The 18,639-nt window shown below is 67.4% G+C and carries 16 protein-coding genes and 1 pseudogene; 10 read left to right on the plus strand and 7 right to left on the minus strand.

Annotated elements, in window-relative coordinates:
* The first annotated feature begins 24 nt into the window (after window positions 1-24).
* From AACL56_RS11860 to AACL56_RS11870, 3 genes are all read left to right on the plus strand, one after another.
* A complete protein-coding gene (locus tag AACL56_RS11860; protein WP_339090027.1) occupies window positions 25-1,011 on the plus strand; it encodes a Bug family tripartite tricarboxylate transporter substrate binding protein in 987 nt (328 codons plus the stop codon).
* A gap of 144 nt (window positions 1,012-1,155) precedes the next feature.
* The gene (gene gudD / locus AACL56_RS11865; protein ID WP_339090028.1) at window positions 1,156-2,511 is read left to right on the plus strand and encodes a glucarate dehydratase; all 1,356 of its coding nucleotides are present in this window, start codon (window positions 1,156-1,158) and stop codon (window positions 2,509-2,511) included.
* Between the two features lie 88 nt (window positions 2,512-2,599).
* Window positions 2,600-4,036: an aldehyde dehydrogenase family protein gene (locus AACL56_RS11870; protein WP_339090029.1), complete on the plus strand. Its 1,437-nt coding sequence runs from the start codon at window positions 2,600-2,602 to the stop codon at window positions 4,034-4,036.
* 295 nt (window positions 4,037-4,331) lie between these two features.
* Here AACL56_RS11870 and AACL56_RS11875 read toward each other — a convergent pair whose 3' ends face one another.
* Entirely contained in the window at window positions 4,332-4,814 is a 483-nt protein-coding gene (locus AACL56_RS11875; RefSeq protein ID WP_339092856.1) for a GreA/GreB family elongation factor, read from the minus strand.
* Window positions 4,815-5,104: 290 nt separating this feature from the next.
* Between AACL56_RS11875 and AACL56_RS11880 the strand changes: the two genes are divergently transcribed.
* Genes AACL56_RS11880 through arsH form a run of 4 tightly spaced genes read left to right on the plus strand, consistent with a single transcriptional unit; the run spans window position 5,105 to window position 7,938 of the window.
* Window positions 5,105-5,431: a helix-turn-helix domain-containing protein gene (locus tag AACL56_RS11880; protein ID WP_339090030.1), complete on the plus strand. Its 327-nt coding sequence runs from the start codon at window positions 5,105-5,107 to the stop codon at window positions 5,429-5,431.
* Between the two features lie 55 nt (window positions 5,432-5,486).
* Window positions 5,487-6,773 carry an arsenic transporter gene (locus tag AACL56_RS11885; RefSeq protein WP_339090031.1) on the plus strand — a complete coding sequence of 429 codons (1,287 nt, stop codon included), beginning with the start codon at window positions 5,487-5,489 and terminating at the stop codon, window positions 6,771-6,773.
* A 30-nt stretch (window positions 6,774-6,803) separates the two neighbouring features.
* Window positions 6,804-7,235, plus strand: coding sequence for an arsenate reductase (glutaredoxin) (arsC, locus tag AACL56_RS11890; RefSeq protein WP_339090032.1), 432 nt, complete (start codon window positions 6,804-6,806; stop codon window positions 7,233-7,235).
* Window positions 7,222-7,938 (plus strand): arsenical resistance protein ArsH, encoded by a 717-nt coding sequence (arsH, locus tag AACL56_RS11895; RefSeq protein WP_339090033.1) that lies wholly within the window; start codon window positions 7,222-7,224, stop codon window positions 7,936-7,938. Before arsC ends, arsH begins: the two co-directional genes overlap by 14 nt.
* A gap of 224 nt (window positions 7,939-8,162) precedes the next feature.
* Here arsH and AACL56_RS11900 read toward each other — a convergent pair.
* Together AACL56_RS11900 and AACL56_RS11905 are read right to left on the minus strand one after the other, a co-directional pair.
* Window positions 8,163-8,528 (minus strand): annotated as a pseudogene (locus AACL56_RS11900) (IS30 family transposase); the annotation flags it as partial.
* A gap of 165 nt (window positions 8,529-8,693) precedes the next feature.
* On the minus strand, window positions 8,694-10,235 hold the full coding sequence (locus AACL56_RS11905) for a glycine betaine ABC transporter substrate-binding protein (protein WP_339090034.1): 1,542 nt from the start codon (window positions 10,233-10,235) through the stop codon (window positions 8,694-8,696).
* Between the two features lie 109 nt (window positions 10,236-10,344).
* Between AACL56_RS11905 and AACL56_RS11910 the strand changes: the two genes are divergently transcribed.
* Window positions 10,345-11,520 (plus strand): ROK family protein, encoded by a 1,176-nt coding sequence (locus AACL56_RS11910; protein WP_339090035.1) that lies wholly within the window; start codon window positions 10,345-10,347, stop codon window positions 11,518-11,520.
* Here AACL56_RS11910 and AACL56_RS11915 read toward each other — a convergent pair.
* The 4 genes from AACL56_RS11915 to AACL56_RS11930 form a co-directional block, all read right to left on the minus strand.
* A complete protein-coding gene (locus AACL56_RS11915; RefSeq protein WP_339090036.1) occupies window positions 11,447-13,225 on the minus strand; it encodes an Ig-like domain-containing protein in 1,779 nt (592 codons plus the stop codon). The two genes, AACL56_RS11910 and AACL56_RS11915, sit on opposite strands and share 74 nt — an antisense overlap.
* A 97-nt stretch (window positions 13,226-13,322) precedes the next feature.
* The gene (locus tag AACL56_RS11920; protein ID WP_339090037.1) at window positions 13,323-14,705 is read right to left on the minus strand and encodes a phospholipase D-like domain-containing protein; all 1,383 of its coding nucleotides are present in this window, start codon (window positions 14,703-14,705) and stop codon (window positions 13,323-13,325) included.
* A 52-nt stretch (window positions 14,706-14,757) separates the two neighbouring features.
* On the minus strand, window positions 14,758-15,441 hold the full coding sequence (locus tag AACL56_RS11925; RefSeq protein ID WP_339090038.1) for a glutathione S-transferase family protein: 684 nt from the start codon (window positions 15,439-15,441) through the stop codon (window positions 14,758-14,760).
* A gap of 36 nt (window positions 15,442-15,477) precedes the next feature.
* Window positions 15,478-16,599, minus strand: coding sequence for a 5-methyltetrahydropteroyltriglutamate--homocysteine S-methyltransferase (locus AACL56_RS11930; protein ID WP_339090039.1), 1,122 nt, complete (start codon window positions 16,597-16,599; stop codon window positions 15,478-15,480).
* Between the two features lie 146 nt (window positions 16,600-16,745).
* Here AACL56_RS11930 and AACL56_RS11935 point away from each other — a divergent pair, with 146 nt between their 5' ends.
* Window positions 16,746-17,861, plus strand: a complete 1,116-nt coding sequence (locus AACL56_RS11935) for an aromatic ring-hydroxylating dioxygenase subunit alpha (protein WP_339090040.1) — start codon at window positions 16,746-16,748, stop codon at window positions 17,859-17,861.
* Window positions 17,858-18,634, plus strand: a complete 777-nt coding sequence (locus tag AACL56_RS11940; protein ID WP_339090041.1) for a GntR family transcriptional regulator — start codon at window positions 17,858-17,860, stop codon at window positions 18,632-18,634. Before AACL56_RS11935 ends, AACL56_RS11940 begins: the two co-directional genes overlap by 4 nt.
* Window positions 18,635-18,639: the final 5 nt, after the last annotated feature.

The following is an 18,639-nucleotide window of genomic DNA, read 5'->3' on the forward strand; positions in this document are numbered from 1 at the left end:
GCCGGCCGAACATCGGATGTGCGTATGAAAAAACGAGTGCTTCTCGCGGCGAGCCTCGCGCTCGCCGCTACCGCGATGCTGCCGCTTCAGGCCTCGGCGCAAGCCGATGCGTGGCCGCAGCAGAAGCCGGTGACCATCATCGTGCCGTTCCCGGCCGGCGGCTCCACCGACATGGTGGCGCGCGCCCTGGCACTGCAGCTGCAGGCAAGGCTCGGCGGCAGCTTCGTGGTCGACAACAGGCCCGGTGCCACCGGCACCATCGGCACCGGCCAGGTGAAGCGCGCGGCGCCCGACGGCTACACGCTGCTCGTGTCTTCGCTCGGCGCCTTCGTCGTCACGCCGCACATGCAGAAGAGCGTGCCGTACGACGCGACCAAGGACTTCGACTACATCAGCGTGCCGGTGCAGGCTCCCAACGTGCTCGTCGCCAACGTGGCGCGTCCGGAGCGCACGGTGGCCGACGTGCTGGCGCTGCTGCGCAAGACGCCGGGCAAGGTGTCGTTCGCGAGTTCCGGCAACGGCTCGTCCGACCACCTGTCGGCCGAGCTGTTCTGGCAGCAGACGAAGACCGAGGGCGTGCACGTGCCCTTCAAGGGCGGTGCGCCGGCCGTCAACGACCTGCTGGGCAACCAGGTCGACTTCTCGTTCCAGAACGTGAATGCCGTGCTGCCGCACATCCGCGCGGGCAAGCTGCGCGCCATTGCCGTCACAGGCGACAAGCGATCTCCGGTGCTCCCCGACGTGCCCACGCTGGCGGAAGCCGGCGTGAGGGGCGCGGAGGTCTACTCGTGGCAGGGCATGGCCGCGCCGAAGGGCTTGCCGCCCGCCGTCCGGAGCAAGCTGGGCGAGGCGGTCGTGGCCGCGATGCAGGACCCCGAGACGAAGAAGCGCATGCTCGACCAGGGCCTGGAGATCGTTGCAAGCACGCCCGAGGAATTCACCGCCTTCCAGTTGCGCGAATGGGCGCGATGGAAGACGCTGATCGAAACCCGTCGCATCACGGCGGATTAGTGCACTCCCCCAGGCTTCGCGCACTTCGTGTCGCTTCTCCTTCCCCCTCGCCGGGGGCAACACCTGTGGCCCGGCAAAGCCGGTTCCACGGTGTTTCCCGAAGGGGGCCGGTCGGTTTCTGGATTGATTGACTGATTGATTGAAATGACATCTTCAAACGCTGCATCCCCCATCTCCGGCGCGCCGGTGGTCACCGGCATGCGCGTGGTCCCGGTCGCGGGCCACGACAGCATGCTGATGAACCTGAGCGGCGCGCACGGCCCGTTCTTCACGCGCAACCTGCTGATCCTCACCGACAGCGCCGGCCGCACCGGCGTGGGCGAAGTGCCCGGCGGCGAGAAGATCCGCCAGACGCTGGAAGACGCGCGCGACCTCATCGTCGGCCAGCCCATCGGCCGCCACAACGCGATCCTCAACAGCATGCGCAACGCCTTCGCCGGGCGCGACAGCGGAGGGCGCGGCCTGCAGACCTTCGACCTGCGCGTGACCATCCACGCAGTCACCGCCGTCGAGGCTGCGCTGCTCGACCTGCTGGGCCAGTTCCTCGAAGTGCCCGTGGCGGCCCTGCTCGGCGAGGGCCAGCAGCGCGACGCCGTGCAGATGCTCGGCTACCTCTTCTATGTGGGCGACCGCAACAAGACCGACCTGCCGTACGAGAGCGACCCGGAGGCCGGCAACGACTGGTTCCGCCTTCGCCATGAAGAAGCCATGACGCCCGAAGCCATCGTGCGCCTGGCCGAGGCCACGCATGCGCGCTACGGCTTCACCGACTTCAAGCTCAAGGGCGGCGTGCTGCGCGGCGAGGAAGAGGTCGAGGCGATCCGCGCGCTGCACGAGCGCTTTCCGCAGGCCCGCGTCACCCTCGATCCCAACGGCGGCTGGCTGCTGGCCGACGCGATCCGCCTGTGCCGCGACCTGCACGGTGTGATGGCGTATGCCGAAGACCCCTGCGGCGCCGAAGGCGTGTTCTCGGGCCGCGAGGTCATGGCCGAGTTTCGCCGCGCCACCGGCCTGCCCACCGCCACCAACATGGTCGCCACCGACTGGCGCGAGATGGTGCACAGCCTGTCGCTGCAGTCGGTCGACATCCCGCTGGCCGACCCGCACTTCTGGACGATGCAGGGCTCGGTGCGCGTGGCGCAGCTGTGCCAGGCCTGGGGGCTGACCTGGGGTTCGCATTCGAACAACCACTTCGACGTGTCGCTGGCCATGTTCACGCACGTGGCCGCCGCCGCGCCCGGCAAGGTCACGGCCATCGACACGCACTGGATCTGGCAGGACGGCCAGCGCCTGACGAAGGCGCCGCTGCAGATCGAGGGCGGCTTCGTGAAGGTGCCCACGCGCGGCGGCCTGGGCGTCGAGCTCGACATGGACGAAGTCGAGAAGGCGCACCAGCTGTACCTGAAGCACGGCCTGGGCGCGCGCAACGATGCGCAGGCGATGCAATACCTGATCCCGAACTGGACCTTCGACAACAAGAAGCCGTGCATGGTCCGCTGAAGGTTCAGACTCCCGTTTTTTCCCTTTCCGCGGCCGGAGCCCTCACGCTCCGGCTTCTTTCTTTCCATCGAGCAGCAAGGAACACAACATGCAGAACTTCGACAACCTGATCGCCGGCGAATGGCGTGCCGGCGCCAGCTACAGCGCCAACGTCAACCCGAGCAACCTGTCCGACGTGCTCGGCCAATACACGCAGGGCGACGCATCGCACGTGGAGGCCGCCGTGGCCGCTGCCACCGCGGCCTTCCCCGCATGGGCCACCGGCAGCATCCAGGCGCGCTCCGACGCGCTCGACAAGATCGGCAACGAGATCCTCGCGCGCAAGGAAGAGCTGGGCACGCTGCTGGCGCGCGAAGAAGGCAAGACCAAGGCCGAAGGCATCGGCGAGGCCACGCGCGCGGGCCAGATCTTCAAGTTCTTCGCGGGCGAATGCCTGCGCCTGTCGGGCGAGGTGCTGCCGTCGGTGCGGCCGAACATCGGCGTGGAGATCACGCGCGAGCCGGTCGGCGTGGTGGGCCTCATCACGCCGTGGAACTTCCCGATCGCCATTCCCGCGTGGAAGATCGCGCCCGCGCTGGCCTTCGGCAACTGCGTGGTGCTCAAGCCCGCCGACCTGGTGCCGGGCAGCGCCTGGGCGCTGAGCGAGATCATCAGCCGCTCGGGAATTCCGGCCGGCGTGTTCAACCTGGTGATGGGCCGCGGCAGCGTGATCGGCGACGCGCTGGTCAAGCACCCCGGCATCCATGCGATCAGCTTCACCGGCTCGGTGGGCGTGGGCCGCAACATCGCGATCCAGTGCGTGACCAATCACAAGAAGGTGCAGCTCGAGATGGGCGGCAAGAACCCGCAGATCATCCTGGATGACGCCGACCTCGCGCAGGCCGTCGAGCTCAGCGTGCAGAGCGCGTTCTATTCCACCGGCCAGCGCTGCACCGCGTCGAGCCGCCTGATCGTCACCGAAGGCATCTACCCGAAGTTCATCGCCGCCATGAAGGAACGCATGGCGAAGATCAAGGTGGGCGACGCGCTGGCGCAGGGCACCGACGTGGGGCCGGTGTCGTCGAAGTCGCAGCTCGATCAGGACATGGAATACATCGCCATCGGCAAGGGCGAGGGCGCAACGCTCGCGGCCGGCGGCGAGCTGCTGAAGCTGGAGACCGATGGCTACTACATGTCGCCGGCCCTCTTCAGCGAATCGGCCGCCGCGATGCGCATCAACAAGGAAGAGATCTTCGGCCCGGTAGCGAGCGTGATCCGCGTGAAGAATTACGAGGAAGCATTGGCCACCGCCAACGACACCGACTTCGGTTTGTCCGCGGGCATCGCCACCACGTCGCTGAAGTACGCCACTCACTTCAAGCGCCACAGCCAGGCCGGCATGGTGATGGTCAACCTGCCGACGGCGGGTGTGGACTATCACGTGCCGTTCGGCGGCCGCAAGGGTTCGAGCTACGGTCCGCGCGAGCAGGGCAAGTACGCGCAGGAGTTCTTCACTACCGTGAAGACTGCCTATACGCTGGCCTGATTCGTTCGGTCTGCTGTTTTCTCAAGCCCCCGGTTGGGGGCTTTTTTGTGGACGCTTCTGGGCGAGTGCACAGGCCGCCGCATACCTGCTCCCTCCGCGAATGTCCCCCGGCCTGCGGCCTCCTCCTTGATTTCGCTGCGGGAAGCACCCGACGCCTTGCGCACTGGGAGTGCGGTTGCAGCGTTCGGGGGATCAACCGCTGCGGCGAATTGCCGGCCTTGCGACCCAGCCGGTACGTTCGAGACGTCTGCACGTTTGCTGACCTTCGCCAATTTGCCGTGAACCTGCTTGCGGCTCAAAGAACCCGCAGCACCTCGAACTGCTGCCGGATGGGAGCGCCCTGTATCGACACCTCATCACCCTCGCATTTGCCCAGCATGGCCCTGCCCAAAGGGGCTTCGCTGCTGATGACCTGAACAAGCAGATCGCCGCTGACCAATTTCATGCTGCCCCCAGCCGGACCGAGAAAGATTTGTTGCTGCTGGTCGTCGGAATCAACCAGGCTGACCAGCGAACCGAGCTCTATGCCTTTGCCGGCATCGTAGGGACGCGGGCGGAATCGGCGCCAATCGGCCATCGCCTCGCGTATGGCTTCGGCGCGCCGAGATTGGCCGGTGGCCAGGTAGGCGGCTTCGAGTCCCAATGTGTCGTACTTGTTTTCGGCGATGTTCTCTTCGTGCGTCGCCGTTTCATGCGCTTCCCGCGCTGCCTGTTCGGCTTGCAACAGGTCTTCGGCGAGCCGTTGCAGCACCTGCTGTTGCAGAAAGAATTTATCCATGGCGAAGGTCGGTGTCTCAAAAAAGCGAGAGGAGATTTTGATCACGAAGCGCTTCAGAACCTTCGACATTTCTGTTGGCGGCAGGTTGACTTCAGCGATGCGCCCGTGGCCGACATATGCGGTTTTCGAAAGCGGACGCTCGCGGAAGGTCCGTATCAGAGCACGACGTACAGCTGCTTCGGGCCGTTGCAGTCGTCCGCATTTCTGAACAGCTTTCCGCAAACCTGTCGCTCGTGCCTGAGAGTGCAGGGCTGCCATCATTAGTTCAATAATCGTTGTATAGTCGAATGATGGAAGAAATCGACGCCGTCCGATCCCTTGCTGCCCTGGCACAAGCGTTGCGCCTGCGCTTGTTCCGCGCACTGGTCGTCGCCGGCCCCGAAGGCCACACCCCGGGCGCGCTTGCCGAATACCTGGGAGTGGCCGGCAACACATTGTCTTTCCACCTCAAGGAGTTGACGCATGCCGGTCTGGTCACGCAGGAGCGGCAGGGTCGCAACCTGGTCTACCGCGCTTCCTTCACCACGATGACCGAGTTGCTGGGCTACCTCACCGAGAACTGCTGCGAAGGCGCGGCGTGCTCGGCCACTGATGCGGCAGCGTCCTGCCGCTGCTGACCCTCACGCGGCCCGCCTGGGCCGTGTTCTCCTCTTCCCATAGAAGGCCCACGCCATGCTCGCGGCCATCCTGATCTTCCTGTTCACACTTGTGCTGGTCATCTGGCAACCTCGTGGCCTCGGCATCGGCTGGAGCGCTTCGCTCGGCGCCGTGCTGGCCCTGGTCTTCGGCGTTGTGCACCTGGCCGACATCGCCGTGGTTTGGGGCATCGTCTGGAACGCGACCGCCACGTTCGTGGCCGTCATCATCATCAGCCTGCTGCTGGACGAAGCCGGCTTCTTCGAATGGGCCGCGCTGCACGTGGCTCGCTGGGGCGGCGGCAACGGCCGCCGGCTGTTCGCTTTCATCGTGCTGCTGGGCGCGGCCGCGGCGGCCCTGTTCGCCAACGATGGCGCGGCGCTGATCCTCACGCCAATCGTGATGGCGATGCTGGTCGCACTAGGCTTTTCGCCGGCCGCTACGCTGGCCTTCGTGATGGCCGCCGGCTTCATCGCCGACACGGCCAGCCTGCCGCTGGTCGTGTCCAACCTGGTCAACATCGTGTCGGCCGACTTCTTCGGCATCGGCTTCAACCAGTACGCGGCCGTGATGGTGCCGGTCAACATCGCCGCCGTGCTGGCCAGCCTGCTGGTGCTGCTGCTGTACTTCGGCCGGGGCGTACCGGCGCGCTACGACCTGGCCCAACTCAAGACGCCGGCCCAGGCTATCCGCGAGCCAGCCACCTTCCGCGCGGGCTGGGTGGTGCTGGTTCTGCTGTTGGTCGGCTTCTTCGGACTGGAGCCGCTGGGCGTGCCAGTCAGCGCAGTCGCGGCCGTGGCCGCCGCGGTGCTGCTGGCCGTCGCGGCCCGGGGACACGTCATCAGCACACGCAAGGTGCTGCACGGCGCGCCCTGGCAGATCGTGGTCTTCTCGCTGGGCATGTATCTGGTGGTCTACGGCTTGCGCAATTCCGGCCTGACCGACCGCATCGCCGCGCTGCTGGATCTGTTCGCGCAGGGCGGCATCTGGGGTGCGACGCTGGGCACGGGCGTCCTCACGGCCTTGCTGTCCTCGGTCATGAACAACATGCCCACGGTGCTCATCGGCGCGCTGTCCATCGACGCATCGCAGGCCAGCGGCGTGGTCAAAGAGGCCATGGTCTACGCCAACGTGATCGGCTGCGACCTCGGCCCAAAGATCACGCCCATCGGCAGCCTGGCCACGCTGCTGTGGCTGCACGTGCTCCAGAAGAAGGGGACCACCATCGCCTGGGGCTACTACTTCCGCGCAGGCATCGTGCTGACGCTGCCCGTGCTGCTGGTGACGCTGGCGGCCCTGGCCCTGCGGCTCAGCCTGGCCTGAGCGTGCACACCGTCCAACTAGGAACCGACCATGAGCGACATCACGATTTACCACAACCCCGCCTGCGGCACGTCGCGCAACACGCTGGCGATGATCCGCAACAGCGGCGAGGAACCCCAGGTCATCGAGTACCTGAAGACGCCGCCCGACCGGGCCACGCTGCAAGGGCTGATCGCCGCCATGGGCATCACGCCGCGCGCGCTGCTGCGCAAGAAGGGCACGCCCTACGAAGCACTCGGCCTGGACAGTGACTCATGGACCGACGCGCAGTTGATCGACTTCATGCTGCAGGAACCCATCCTCATCAACCGACCCATCGTCATCACGCCGCTGGGCACGCGGCTGTGCCGGCCTTCGGAAGCCGTGCTGGACCTGCTGCCGCAGCCGCAGCGAGGCGCCTTCACCAAGGAAGACGGCGAGGCCGTCATCGACGACAAGGGGGGCCGCATTGCAAAGCCCTGAACTGCCCAACATCGACGTCGACCACTTCCGCCAGCCCGACCTGGCGCGGCTGCTGCCGGCCGAGCGCGCAACCCATCCGCCGCGCATCCTGCTGCTCTATGGGTCCGTGCGTGAGCGCTCGTACAGCCGGCTCGTGACCGAGGAAGCGGCGCGGCTTCTGCAGGCCATGGGCGCCGAGCCGCGCATCTTCGATCCACGCGGCCTGCCGCAACCCGATGGTGCGCCCGAAGACCATCCCAAAGTGCAGGAGCTGCGCGACCTGGCGCAGTGGTCCGAGGGCATGGTGTGGTGCTCGCCCGAGCGGCACGGGGCCATGACCGGCATCATGAAGTCGCAGATCGACTGGATACCGCTGTCGGTCGGATCGGTGCGGCCCACGCAGGGCAAGACGCTGGCCGTCATGGAGGTGTCTGGCGGCTCGCAGTCCTTCAACGCGGTGAACCAACTGCGCGTGCTGGGCCGCTGGATGCGCATGCTGACCATCCCTAACCAGTCGTCGGTGGCCAAGGCCTTCGCCGAGTTCGAGGAAGACGGCCGCATGAAGCCCTCGCCCTACTACGAGCGCGTGGTGGACGTGATGGAAGAACTGGTGAAGTTCACGCTGCTGACGCGTGACTGCGCGGGCTACCTGGTAGACCGCTACAGCGAGCGGCGCGAAAGCGCCGAGGCGCTGTCCACGCGGGTCAGCCTGCGCAGCATCTGAAGCCTGGGACAGAACTCAAAAGCGGCCGCTTGCGACTGGCGGCTGATGGCCGATGCCGGCCGGTCAGTCTCGGAGGACGAATTCGACAGGAAATTCTGTCCACATCGCGCTTGGCGCGCCATGGACGGTTCCGTGGTTGTAGCGTTCGCACCCTGCCGCCTCGATCGCCGCACGATCTAAGGCCGGGAAACCGCTTGTTTGCTTCCGCGTTGCCAGGGGCTTTACGGATCGCAGAAGAAGACCTGAATGTCCATGAAGATCGTGAAACGCCTGTGCGCGGCCATCTCCTTGCCTCGATCCCAGGTCAATGACTTGTAGAGTTCCTGAGGCAGCTTTCGCGCATTCTTGATCAGTGCATCGACGACCGTCTCGGTGTCCTTGCCAGCCACCTTCGCCAACATCAGGTAGTGCGTCGTTCGCTCGACCAGAGCCGCGATCTGGCCGTTGCCGCTACCGAAGACCAAGTCGCCTTCCCAGTGACCAGGCACTGCTCGATCTTCGACAGACGCCGGCCGCTCGCTGATGGAGACCGCATCAACAATCTGGCCATTACCTGGGGTCTTCTGCGTGTAGTAACGCGAGCGGTGCATGCCTCCTATACCGCATCGCGCTCGCGCGATGGGCGGACGGCGTACGCCCGGACACGCGATCGCCGCGCAGTCCGGAGGACGCCTCCGGGTTACCACACCGCGCGCACGCCCACGGCCCCCGGATCGAGGACTTCACAAACAGCGGCGCCGCAGACCAACCAATACCTAAGCCGAAGGCGCCCGGCGACTGCGCCGCATCAGGAGCTCGATCAGCTCGAACACACCTTCGCTGATCAGCGCCAACGCAGCAGCCGGGAGCGCCCCCGCCATCAAAAGCTCGCGGTCGTTCAATGCCAGCCCCGTCACGATGCGCTCACCGAAGCCGCCCGCGCCGATGAAGGCCGCGATGGTGGCGGTGCCGATGGCAATCGCCGTGGCCGTTCGCACGCCTGCCAGCAAGGTCGGCAATGCGAGCGGCAACAGCACCAGCTGCAGGCTCTGCGGTGGCGTCATGCCCAGCGCCGTGCCGGCCAACCGCAGGCCGGCCGGCACCTCGGCCAACCCCGTGACCGTGTTGCGCATGATCGGCAGCAGCGAGTACAGCGTGAGCGCGATCAACGCGGGCAGGGCGCCGATGGCGCCGAGCATCGAGATCAGCACCGCCAGCAACGCCAGCGACGGCACAGTCTGCATCAGGCTCGCGATGCCCAGCACGACAGCGCGCAGCCGCACGTGCGGAAACACCAGGATCGCGATCGGCACGCCGATGAGGATGGCGATGCCCACCGACAGCGCCACCAGCAGCAGGTGCTGGCGCGCGAGCTTCCACAGGTCGGGTCCGAACAGCTTCGCCATGAAGCCGCGGCGCTCTTCGCCGGGTTGCGCCTTCGCGTCCTTGCCGGTGCTCGCGAGAAAGTCGCGCGCGATCGCGTCGAAAGGCACGCTCTGCAGTTCGGCGCGCGCGTTCATCGCGATCATGGCGTGCTCGTCGATGCGGCCTTCGAGCGTCTTCAGCGCGGTCCAGGCCTTTGGCAGGCGCGTGGGCAGGTCGAGCCTGTAGAGCACGACGGCGTCGTAGCGCGGAAAGTACTTCCTGTCGTCTTCCAGCACGCGCAGCCCGAGGTGGTCGATCTTGGCGTCGGTGGTGTAGATGTCGATCACGTCGATCTGCTTCGCGGCCACCGCGTCGTAGGCCAGCCCGTGGTCGAGCCCGGTGGGCGCCTGCGTGAAGCCGTAGCGCCCGGCCAGGCCCTTCCAGCCGTCGGCGCGGCCGATGAATTCGTTCGACAGGCCCAGCTTGAGTTCGGGGTGCTTCGCCAGGTCGCTCAGCGTGCGCAGGCCCAGCCGGTCGGCGTCGGCCGCGCGCACCGCGAGCGCATAGCCGTCGTTGAAGCCCAGCGGGATCGCCACGCCCAGGCCAAGGTGCGCGAGCGCCGCGTTCATGGCCTCGCGCGTGTCGGCCGGCGTACCCTTGAGAATCTCGAGGGCGATGGTGCCGGTGTATTCGGCATAGAGGTCGATGGCGCCCGAGCGCAGCGCCTCGTACACGATGGCGGTGTTGCCCAGCCCCTGCCGCACGACCGGCGGCGACGCAGTGTGCGGCGCGGCCGTCTGCGCCAGCAGCTCGGCCAGGATGTACGACTCGGTGAAGCGTTTGGAGCCCACGCGCAAGGTCTCGTCCGCGGCCTGCGCGGCCGGGGCCATGCCGAACCATGCGACGCAGAGCAGCAGGGCAATTCGCCACAGGCGACGGGGCAGGTGATGCATCGCGGGCAGTTTAAAGACAACGCGGCATTCGGCGTACCCGCCAATCTCCTACACGCCGTCGTGCGCGCAACCGATGCGCCGGGCCGCCTGCCGGGCGCACTATCGCTCCATGAAGTCTTCTCCCCCCAAGGCCTCGATGCCCGGCACCGACCAGCCCGATTCCCTGCCCAGCACCGACGTGCACGGATTGCGCGATCTTCCCGGTGTGCACGTCGAGGGCTACAGCCTTCAGCTGCGCGACAAGGACGGCTTCGTCGGCGACCAGGCCAGCCAGACAGCGTTCAGGGAACTGCTCGAGCGCTGGCGCAAGCGGCGCCGCAAGAAGGGCAAGGACCCGCTGGGCGACCTGCATTCGCGCGACCTGAGCAAGAAGGAACTCGACCGCGTGCTCGGCGCCAAGAAGGCCTCGGAGGCCGGCGACGTGATGCACGGCGTGATCGAGGAGTTCACCGAGGAACTGGCCTCGGTGATCCAGCGCTTCCTGCGCCAGCCTTCATGGAACAAGGTCGAACGCATCGTCATCGGTGGAGGTTTCCCGGAAAGCGACGTGGGCGAGCGCGCGGTGCTGCAGACGGCCGCGATTCTGGAAGAGCAGGGCCTGCACGTTCAAATGGGCCGGCTCTCGCACAACGTGGACGACGGTGGGCTGATCGGCTGGGTGCACCTCACGCCGCCCGCCTTGCTGCGCAAGTACGACGCCATCCTGGCGGTCGACATCGGCGGCACCAACGTGCGCTGCGGCATCGTGAAGACGCGCTTCCGCAAGGCCAGCGACTTCTCGCGCGCGGAGGTGGTGCGCCGCGAGAAATGGCGCCACGCCGACGAAGGCCCCAACCGCAGCCTGATGGTCGAGCACATCGCCGACATGCTGATGGACATGGTGCGTTACAGCGAGCGCAAGCAGATCCGGCTCGCGCCCTTCATCGGCATCGGCTGCCCGGGGCTGATCCGTCCCGATGGGTCCATCGCGCGCGGCGCGCAGAACCTGCCGGGCGACTGGGAGAGCCATGCCTTCCACCTGCCGACGGCCGTGTGGCGGCGCATGCTCACGCTTGGCGCCGATCCGATGCTGGTGCTGATGCACAACGACGCGGTGGTCCAAGGCCTGAGCGAACTGCCCTTCATGCGTGACGTGAAGCACTGGGGCGTCCTCACCATCGGCACCGGGCTGGGCAACGTCAGCTTCACGAACACGCCGACGCCGCAGGAACTCAAAGCGGTGAAGAAGAAGACGGAGAAGCCGGCGGAGCTGAAGAAACCGAAAGCTGGGGCGTCACGCGGGTGAGCGCGGACACGCTGGCGGTGTTGCCTGCCGCATCCACGGCGCGCGCCTCGATGTTCGCGTAGCCCGCGGCCGCAGGCGTCCAGCTGCAGGAGTAGGGCGCTGCCTGCAGGCTGCACACGGTCTTGCCGTCGACGATGAAGCTCAGGCGCGCCACGCTGCCCGAGGCGTTGGCCTCGAGTTGCGCAGGCGCCTTCGCGGCGGCGGCAGGCGGAGCCGTCAGTGCGATGGCCGGCGGCGTGGCGATCGAAGGCGGCTGCACCAGCACGTTGGCTGATGCCTGCGCGGTGTTGCCCGCCGCATCCATGCCGATGACGCGGATCGTCTGCATGCCCGCGCTCGTGGGCGTCCAGCTGCACGTGTAGGGCGGCGCGGTGAAGGTGCAGATCGGAAAGCTGTCGCTGCCCACCACCTTGACGCCCCACACGCCCACGTTGTCCACCACCGCAGGTGCGATCACCGTGGGCTGGCCGACCGTGGCGGTGGCCGGCGCGGCGAGCGACACGGTGGGCGGCGTCAGGTCGATGCCGCCGAGCGCCAGGTCGATGGAGAACATCGCGCGGCCCTGGACCGCCTTCTGCTCGAAGGCATCGAAGATGGTGAACCAGCTCGCGCCCGGTGCGCGGTTGGCCGCGTGCGCCTTCACCAGCAGCGTGGTCTTGCCGACGGCGAAGCAGCTGAAGCCGCATTCCCAGTCGAACACGAAGCGGCCCGATGCGTCGGCCGCGCCCGTCACCAGCATCACCAGCGGCTTGCCGGCGCCCGGGTTGCGCCACACCGACACCAGCGCGCCGGGCAGGGCGGCGCCGGTGTCCCGGTCGGTCACGCGGACCTGCGTGGCCGTGGTGCCGGCCATGAACTTCGAGCTGCCGAGCTTGGGCCAGTCGGTCCAGTCGGTGTCGATGTTGGCCTTGGTGCCGGGCGTGAAGCGGATCATCTCCAGCGTCGCGATGCGGTTGGCGGCCGGGTCTCGCCGCGGCTCGAACACCGTGCCGAGCAGCGGGTCGAGGCGCCAGTCCTGGCGCGTCCACCAGTAGCGGTCGCCTTCATTGGCCAGGGCCAGGTCGACGATGGGCGCGACGCCGGTGGTGTCGGTCACGGCGATCCCGTTGTAGTACTCGCCCGCGCCGGCGCCGAACACATGCTCGAGTTCGTGCAGCAGCGTCTTCAGCTGGCGGCCCAGGTAGTCCTTCTCGGTCGATTCGGGCACGCCGGGGCTGGGCGCGCGCGAGAGGCGCAGCGGGTCGTGGATGGCCACCCAGTTCAGGTTCCAGGCCACGCCCTTCTGCGGAAAGGTCCAGCTGGTCGAGAGGCCGCTGTGGCTGTAGCCGCGCGTGGACTTGTCGATGCACACGACCACTTCGCCGTTGACCAGGCCGTTGTGGACGCACTGCGGCGCTGCCGCGGGCGGCACCAGTTGCAGGTCGGTGGCGGGATCGAAGACGAAGCTGCGCACCGTCTCGCGCGTGAACACCGTGTTGACGTCGGCCACGTATTGCGCGAGGCGGCGGCCTGTTTCCGCTGCGCCGATGTCGGCGGCCAGCGCGGGGTCGACGATGAGCTTCAGGCGGTGCACGCTGGGCGCGGCACGGCCGATGTCGTCCATGGCGGCGTGCGCGAACGTGGGAGCGGCCGTCATTCCACAGACCGCGAGCAATGTTGGAAGCGCGGCGCTTGCCAGCGCACGCAGCGAGAGCAGGGCTCTCATGGGTCATACCCCGGGGCCGGGGTCAACTACCGGAACCGGTGGAATTCTAGTGGCGGCGTTCCGTTTGTTTCACAAACGTTGCATTTGTGCACCAGGATTACAGCTGGAAGGCTACCGTGAGCAGCAGCCCTTCGGCCAGGTCGCGCATCAGCCCCGGGCGCCGCGCGCGATAGGGCTCGCCGGCCGAGGCGGTGGTCTCGATCCATTCGGCCAGCCATTCGATTTCCGTTGCGCCGTAGAACACCACCGCTGCCTCGTGGTTCAGCAGCAGGCTGCGCAAATCGAGGTTGATCGATCCGCACATGGCCAGTTCGTCGTCGACCACCACCGCCTTGGCGTGCGCCATGAACGGCAGCATGCGAAAGCTCACGCCCGCGCGCGCCAGGTCGCGCATGGCGCGTGCGCGCACGAAGTCGGCCAGCCGGTGGTTGGACACGGCCGGCATCGCGATGGTCACCTGCACGCCGCGCCGTGCCGCCAGCCGCAGCGCGTCGCGCAGGCCGTCGCCGGGCACGAAGTAGGGCGTGATCGCCAGGATGCGGTGCTCGGCACGGAAGCACGCGTCGATGAGCAGCGCATGCGCCGTGTCTTCCGTCTGGTCGGGGCCGCTCGGCAGGAACTGCGCCATGGCCGAGCCCTGTCCTTCGGGCACGTCGTCGCAGGTGATGGCGCGCGCCTTGCGGCTGCGCACGGAACTCCAGTCGTGGTCGAACTGGCGCGCCGCCGCCGCGGCCACGCTGCCGCGCAGGTCGAAGGACAGGTCGTGCCAGGCCTCGGGATGTTTCTCGTTGCCGGTGAAGTACTCGCCCGCCAGGTTGCGTCCGCCCGACCACAGCCAGCTGTCGTCCGCGATGGTGAACTTGCGGTGGTTGCGCAGGTTGCGCGGGCCGATGCGGCGCAGGCTGAAGAAGGGGCGGAACACCGCCACCTCGCCGCCGGCCGCGCGCAGCCGGTCGAAGTGATGGCGCGGCAGCGACAGCGCACCGAAGCCGTCGAGCAGCACGCGCACCTTGATGCCTTCGCGCGCGCGCTGGGCGAGGCGCTCGAGCACCGCGTGGCCGAGTGCGTCGTTGCCGATGATGAAGGTGCACACGTCGATGCGCTCGCGCGCGCCGTCGATCACCTGCCAGAGCGCCTCGCGCGCGCCCGCGCCGTCGGCATGCATGCGGATCGCGCACCTCCCCGGCGGCGCGAGGCCGAAGCTCTCGATCAGGTCGGCCGCCCAGTGGCCCGGCGGCACCGAGCGCGGCGGCCGCGGCGAGCCCGCCGGGCGCAGCTTGCGCTGCCCGAACAACAGGTACATCGGCAGGATGAAGTAGGGCATGAGCACCAGCCCCATCACCCAGGCGATGGCGGTGGTGGGGGCGCGCTGTTCGCGGCGCGCGCGCGTGGTCAGCACGTAGACCAGCAGCGCGAAGGTGACGACGAGGAAATGCTGCGAGGGAGTCGGCAGCCAGTCGAAGCGTGAGAACCCTGTCATAGGCATGAGTCGATGATGCCTCAGCGTCGCGCGGCCGCGCCGCCGAACCCCTTCACCGCCGAAGGAAGGCCGGCACGCCGCGCCCGTGCGAAGCCAGGAACCGCATCATCGGGTCGACCACCGCGCGCACCGCAGGCCGATCGCCCACGCGCGTGCGCCAGGCCAGCAGGCGCGGCGTGGCCTCGGTCATGCCGGCGCCCTTGCGGTCGGCGAACACGCAGGCCATGTAGAAGGCGATGTCGGCGAAGGAATAGGGGCCCGCGAGGTATTCGCTCGTTTCGAGCAGGCCTTCCATCTCCTCGTAGAAGCGCGCGCAGCCGGCGCAGGCCGCGACGGCCGGTGCACTATGCATCGCGTGCTGCAGGCCGAAGAGCTTGATGACGTGGGGAAAGAAGACCTCGTCGGACTTCTGTTCGAGCTGCCGCGCGCGGGCCCGCTCGGCAATGCCCGCCGGCCACAGCGCGAGGTGCGCGGGCGCGGGGTAGCGGTCTTCGAAGTACTCGAGGATCTGCGTCGAGTCGAACAGCGCGACGCCGCCGTCGATGTCGTCGGTCAGCACGGGCACCTGTTGCTTGACCGGGTTCACCCGCAGCACCTCGGGGTGCTTGGGCTCGTAGGCGTCGTCGGTGGTGAAGGGCACCATGGTCAGCTCGAAGGGCACGCCTTTCTCGCGTGCCGCGATCTCGACCTTGGCGCCGAACATGCTGAGGGGGCCGGAATAGATGTGAGTCGTCATGGGGTCCGACTTCACCAGAATCCGCCCCTCACTGCATCAGGTGGAGCCCCAGACTTCCTGTGCGGTCTCGACCACGAGGCGCAGCTTGGCGCGCTGTGCTTCCACCGCGATGTTGTTGCCGTGCACGGTGCTCGAGAAGCCGCACTGCGGCGACAGCGCGAGCTGGTCGAGAGAGGCGTACTTGGCGGCATCCTCGATGCGGCGCTTGAGTTCGTCCTTGTCTTCCATCTCGCCGAATTTGGTGGTCACGAGGCCCAGCACCACGGTTTTGCCCTTGGGCAGGTAGCGCAGCGGCTTGAAGTCGCCAGAGCGTGCGTCGTCGTACTCCATGAAGTAGGCGTCGAGGTCCATTTCCTTGAGCAGCGCCTCGGCCACCGGCTCGTAGTTGCCGGCCGCGGCGTGCGTGCTCTTGAAGTTGCCGCGGCACAGGTGCATGGCCAGCAGCATGCCCGGCGGCTTCTGCGCGACCACCTTGTTGATGAACGCGGCGTAGCGGTGCGGCAGCTCGTTCGGGTCGTCGCCTCGCTTGCGGGCGGCCTCGCGCATGTGCTCGTCGCACAGGTAGGCCAGGTTGGTGTCGTCCATCTGCACGTAGGTGCAGCCGGCCGCGGCGAGCGAGCGCAGTTCGTCGCCATAGGCCTTGGCCACGTCGTCGTAGAAGGCCGGGTCGAGTTCGGGGTAGGCGTCCTTGCTGATGCCGGCGCGGCCGCCGCGGAAGTGCAGCATGGTCGGCGAAGGAATGGTCACCTTCGGCGTGTTGCCGGCGGAGACCTGGCTCTTGAGGTACTGGAAGTCGGCGAGCTGGATGTCCTTCACGTGTCGGACCTTGTCGATCACACGCATCGCGGGCGGCGCCAGTTCCTCGGTGCCGTCGGGCTTGCGGATGGTGACCGGAATGTCGGTCTTCACGCCACCGAGCTGGTCGAGAAAGTCGATGTGGAAATAGGTGCGGCGGAACTCGCCGTCGGTGATGCTCTTCAGGCCGATGTCTTCCTGGAACTTCACGATCTCGGTGATGGCCTTGTCTTCGACGAGGCGAAGCTGCTCGGGCGTGATCTCGCCCTTGGCCTTCTGCTCGCGCGCCTCGAGCAGGTACTTCGGGCGCAGGAAACTGCCCACGTGGTCGTAGCGGGCGGGCAATGCGGCGTGCTGTGACATGGATGACTCCGTCGGTATTGGGGTGAACGATCGGGCATCGTATCGCCATCGCATCGTCGGTAGATGTATACAGAAATGTCGGTGTTTACCCTTGAATGACGCCTATGCGCTGGAAATTTCGGCATTTATGTATACATTGAGTATTCATGAAGACGCCCACGACCGCCTTTCCATTGAACGCCTGGTACGCCGCCGCCTACGACGTCGAAGTGCGCCACGCGCTGCTGCCGCGCACCATCTGCAACCAGAAAGTGGTGCTGTTCCGCCGCACCGACGGCCAGGTGGCCGTGCTTGAAGACGCCTGCTGGCACCGGCTGATGCCGCTGTCGCTCGGCCGTCTCGAGGGCGACGAGCTGGTCTGCGGCTACCACGGGCTGGTCTACAACAGCCAGGGCCGCTGCACCCACATGCCGAGCCAGGAAACGCTGAACCCCTCGGCCTGCGTGCGCAGCTTTCCGGCGGTGGAGAGGCATCGCTTCGTGTGGATCTGGCCCGGCGACCCGGCCAAGGCCGACCCGGCGCTCATTCCCGACATGCACTGGAACGACGACCCGGCCTGGGCCGGCGACGGCAAGATGATTCGCGTCAACTGCGACTACCGCCTGGTGGTCGACAACCTGATGGACCTCACGCACGAGACCTTCGTGCACGGTTCGTCCATCGGCAACCGCGAAGTGGCGGAGGCGCCCTTCGTGGCCACGCACGGCGACCGCTCGGCCACCGTCACGCGGTGGATGGAGAACATCGATCCGCCGCCGTTCTGGGGCAACCAGATCCGCCATGCGCGCGGCTACACGGGCAAGGTCGACCGCTGGCAGATCATCCGTTTCGAAGGCCCGTGCACCGTCAACATCGACGTCGGCGTGGCCGAGGCCGGAAGCGGTGCCGTGCCCACGAGCGGCAACGCCGGCGACCGCAGCAAGGGCGTCAACGGCTACGTGCTCAACACCATCACGCCCGAGACCGACAAGACCTGCCTGTATTTCTGGGCGTTCGCGCGCAACTACTGCCTGGGCGAGCAGCGCCTCACGCACGAGCTGCGCGAGGGCGTCTCGGGCATCTTCCGCGAGGACGAGCTGGTGCTCGAGGCGCAGCAGAAGGCCATGGACGACCATCCCGACCACCAGTTCTACAACCTCAACATCGACGCCGGCTCGATGTGGGCGCGGCGGCTGATCGACCGCATGGTCGAGAAGGAAAAGCCCGCGCGCGCGCCGATCCCGATCCGGCCGCTGGACACCGTCCGGAAGCAGGCCGCATGAAGGTCGCTGCCGTTTCCAGCGCGGGCGAGTCCGGCGACAGCGGCAGCTCGCAGGCCGTCAAGGCCCAGCTTCGGCTGCGCGAGATGATCCTGGCGGGCGAACTGCCCGGTGGCGCACGCATTGCCGAGGTGGCCGTCTCCGAGCAGCTCGGCGTGTCGCGCACGCCGGTGCGCACCGCCCTCATGCGGCTGGAGCAGGAAGGCCTGCTCGAAGCGCTGCCCAACGGCGGTTACGCGGTGCGCACGTTCTCCGAGCGCGACGTGGCCGATGCCATCGAGCTGCGTGGCACGCTCGAAGGCCTGGTCGCACGCCTGGCGGCCGAACGCGGCGCGGCGCCGGTGGTGCTGCGCGAGGCGCGCGCCTGCCTGCAGCGCATCGACGAGCTGCTGCGCGAACCCGCGCTCGACGACGCGGCCTTCTCGCGCTACGTGACGCACAACGAGCGCTTCCACTCGCTGCTGTGCGAGATGGCGGCCAGCCCCGTCATCGCGCAGCAACTGGAGCGCGTGGTCAACCTGCCGTTCGCCTCGCCCTCGGGCTTCGTCATCGTGCAGGCCAACTCGCCCGCCGCGCGCGACATGCTCGTCATCGCGCAAGACCAGCACCTGCAGGTGCTCGACGCGATCGAGTCCGGAGAAGGCTCGCGCGCCGAGGCGCTGATGCGCGAGCACAGCCGCATCGCGCGCCGCAACCTGCGCGAGGCACTGCATGGCACGCCCACCGCCGAGCAGCGTCCACTGCCGGGCGTGCAGCTGATCCGCCGCCGCGGCTGAGCCGT

Source organism: Variovorax paradoxus (assembly GCF_902712855.1).
Lineage (GTDB): Bacteria > Pseudomonadota > Gammaproteobacteria > Burkholderiales > Burkholderiaceae_C > Variovorax > Variovorax paradoxus_Q.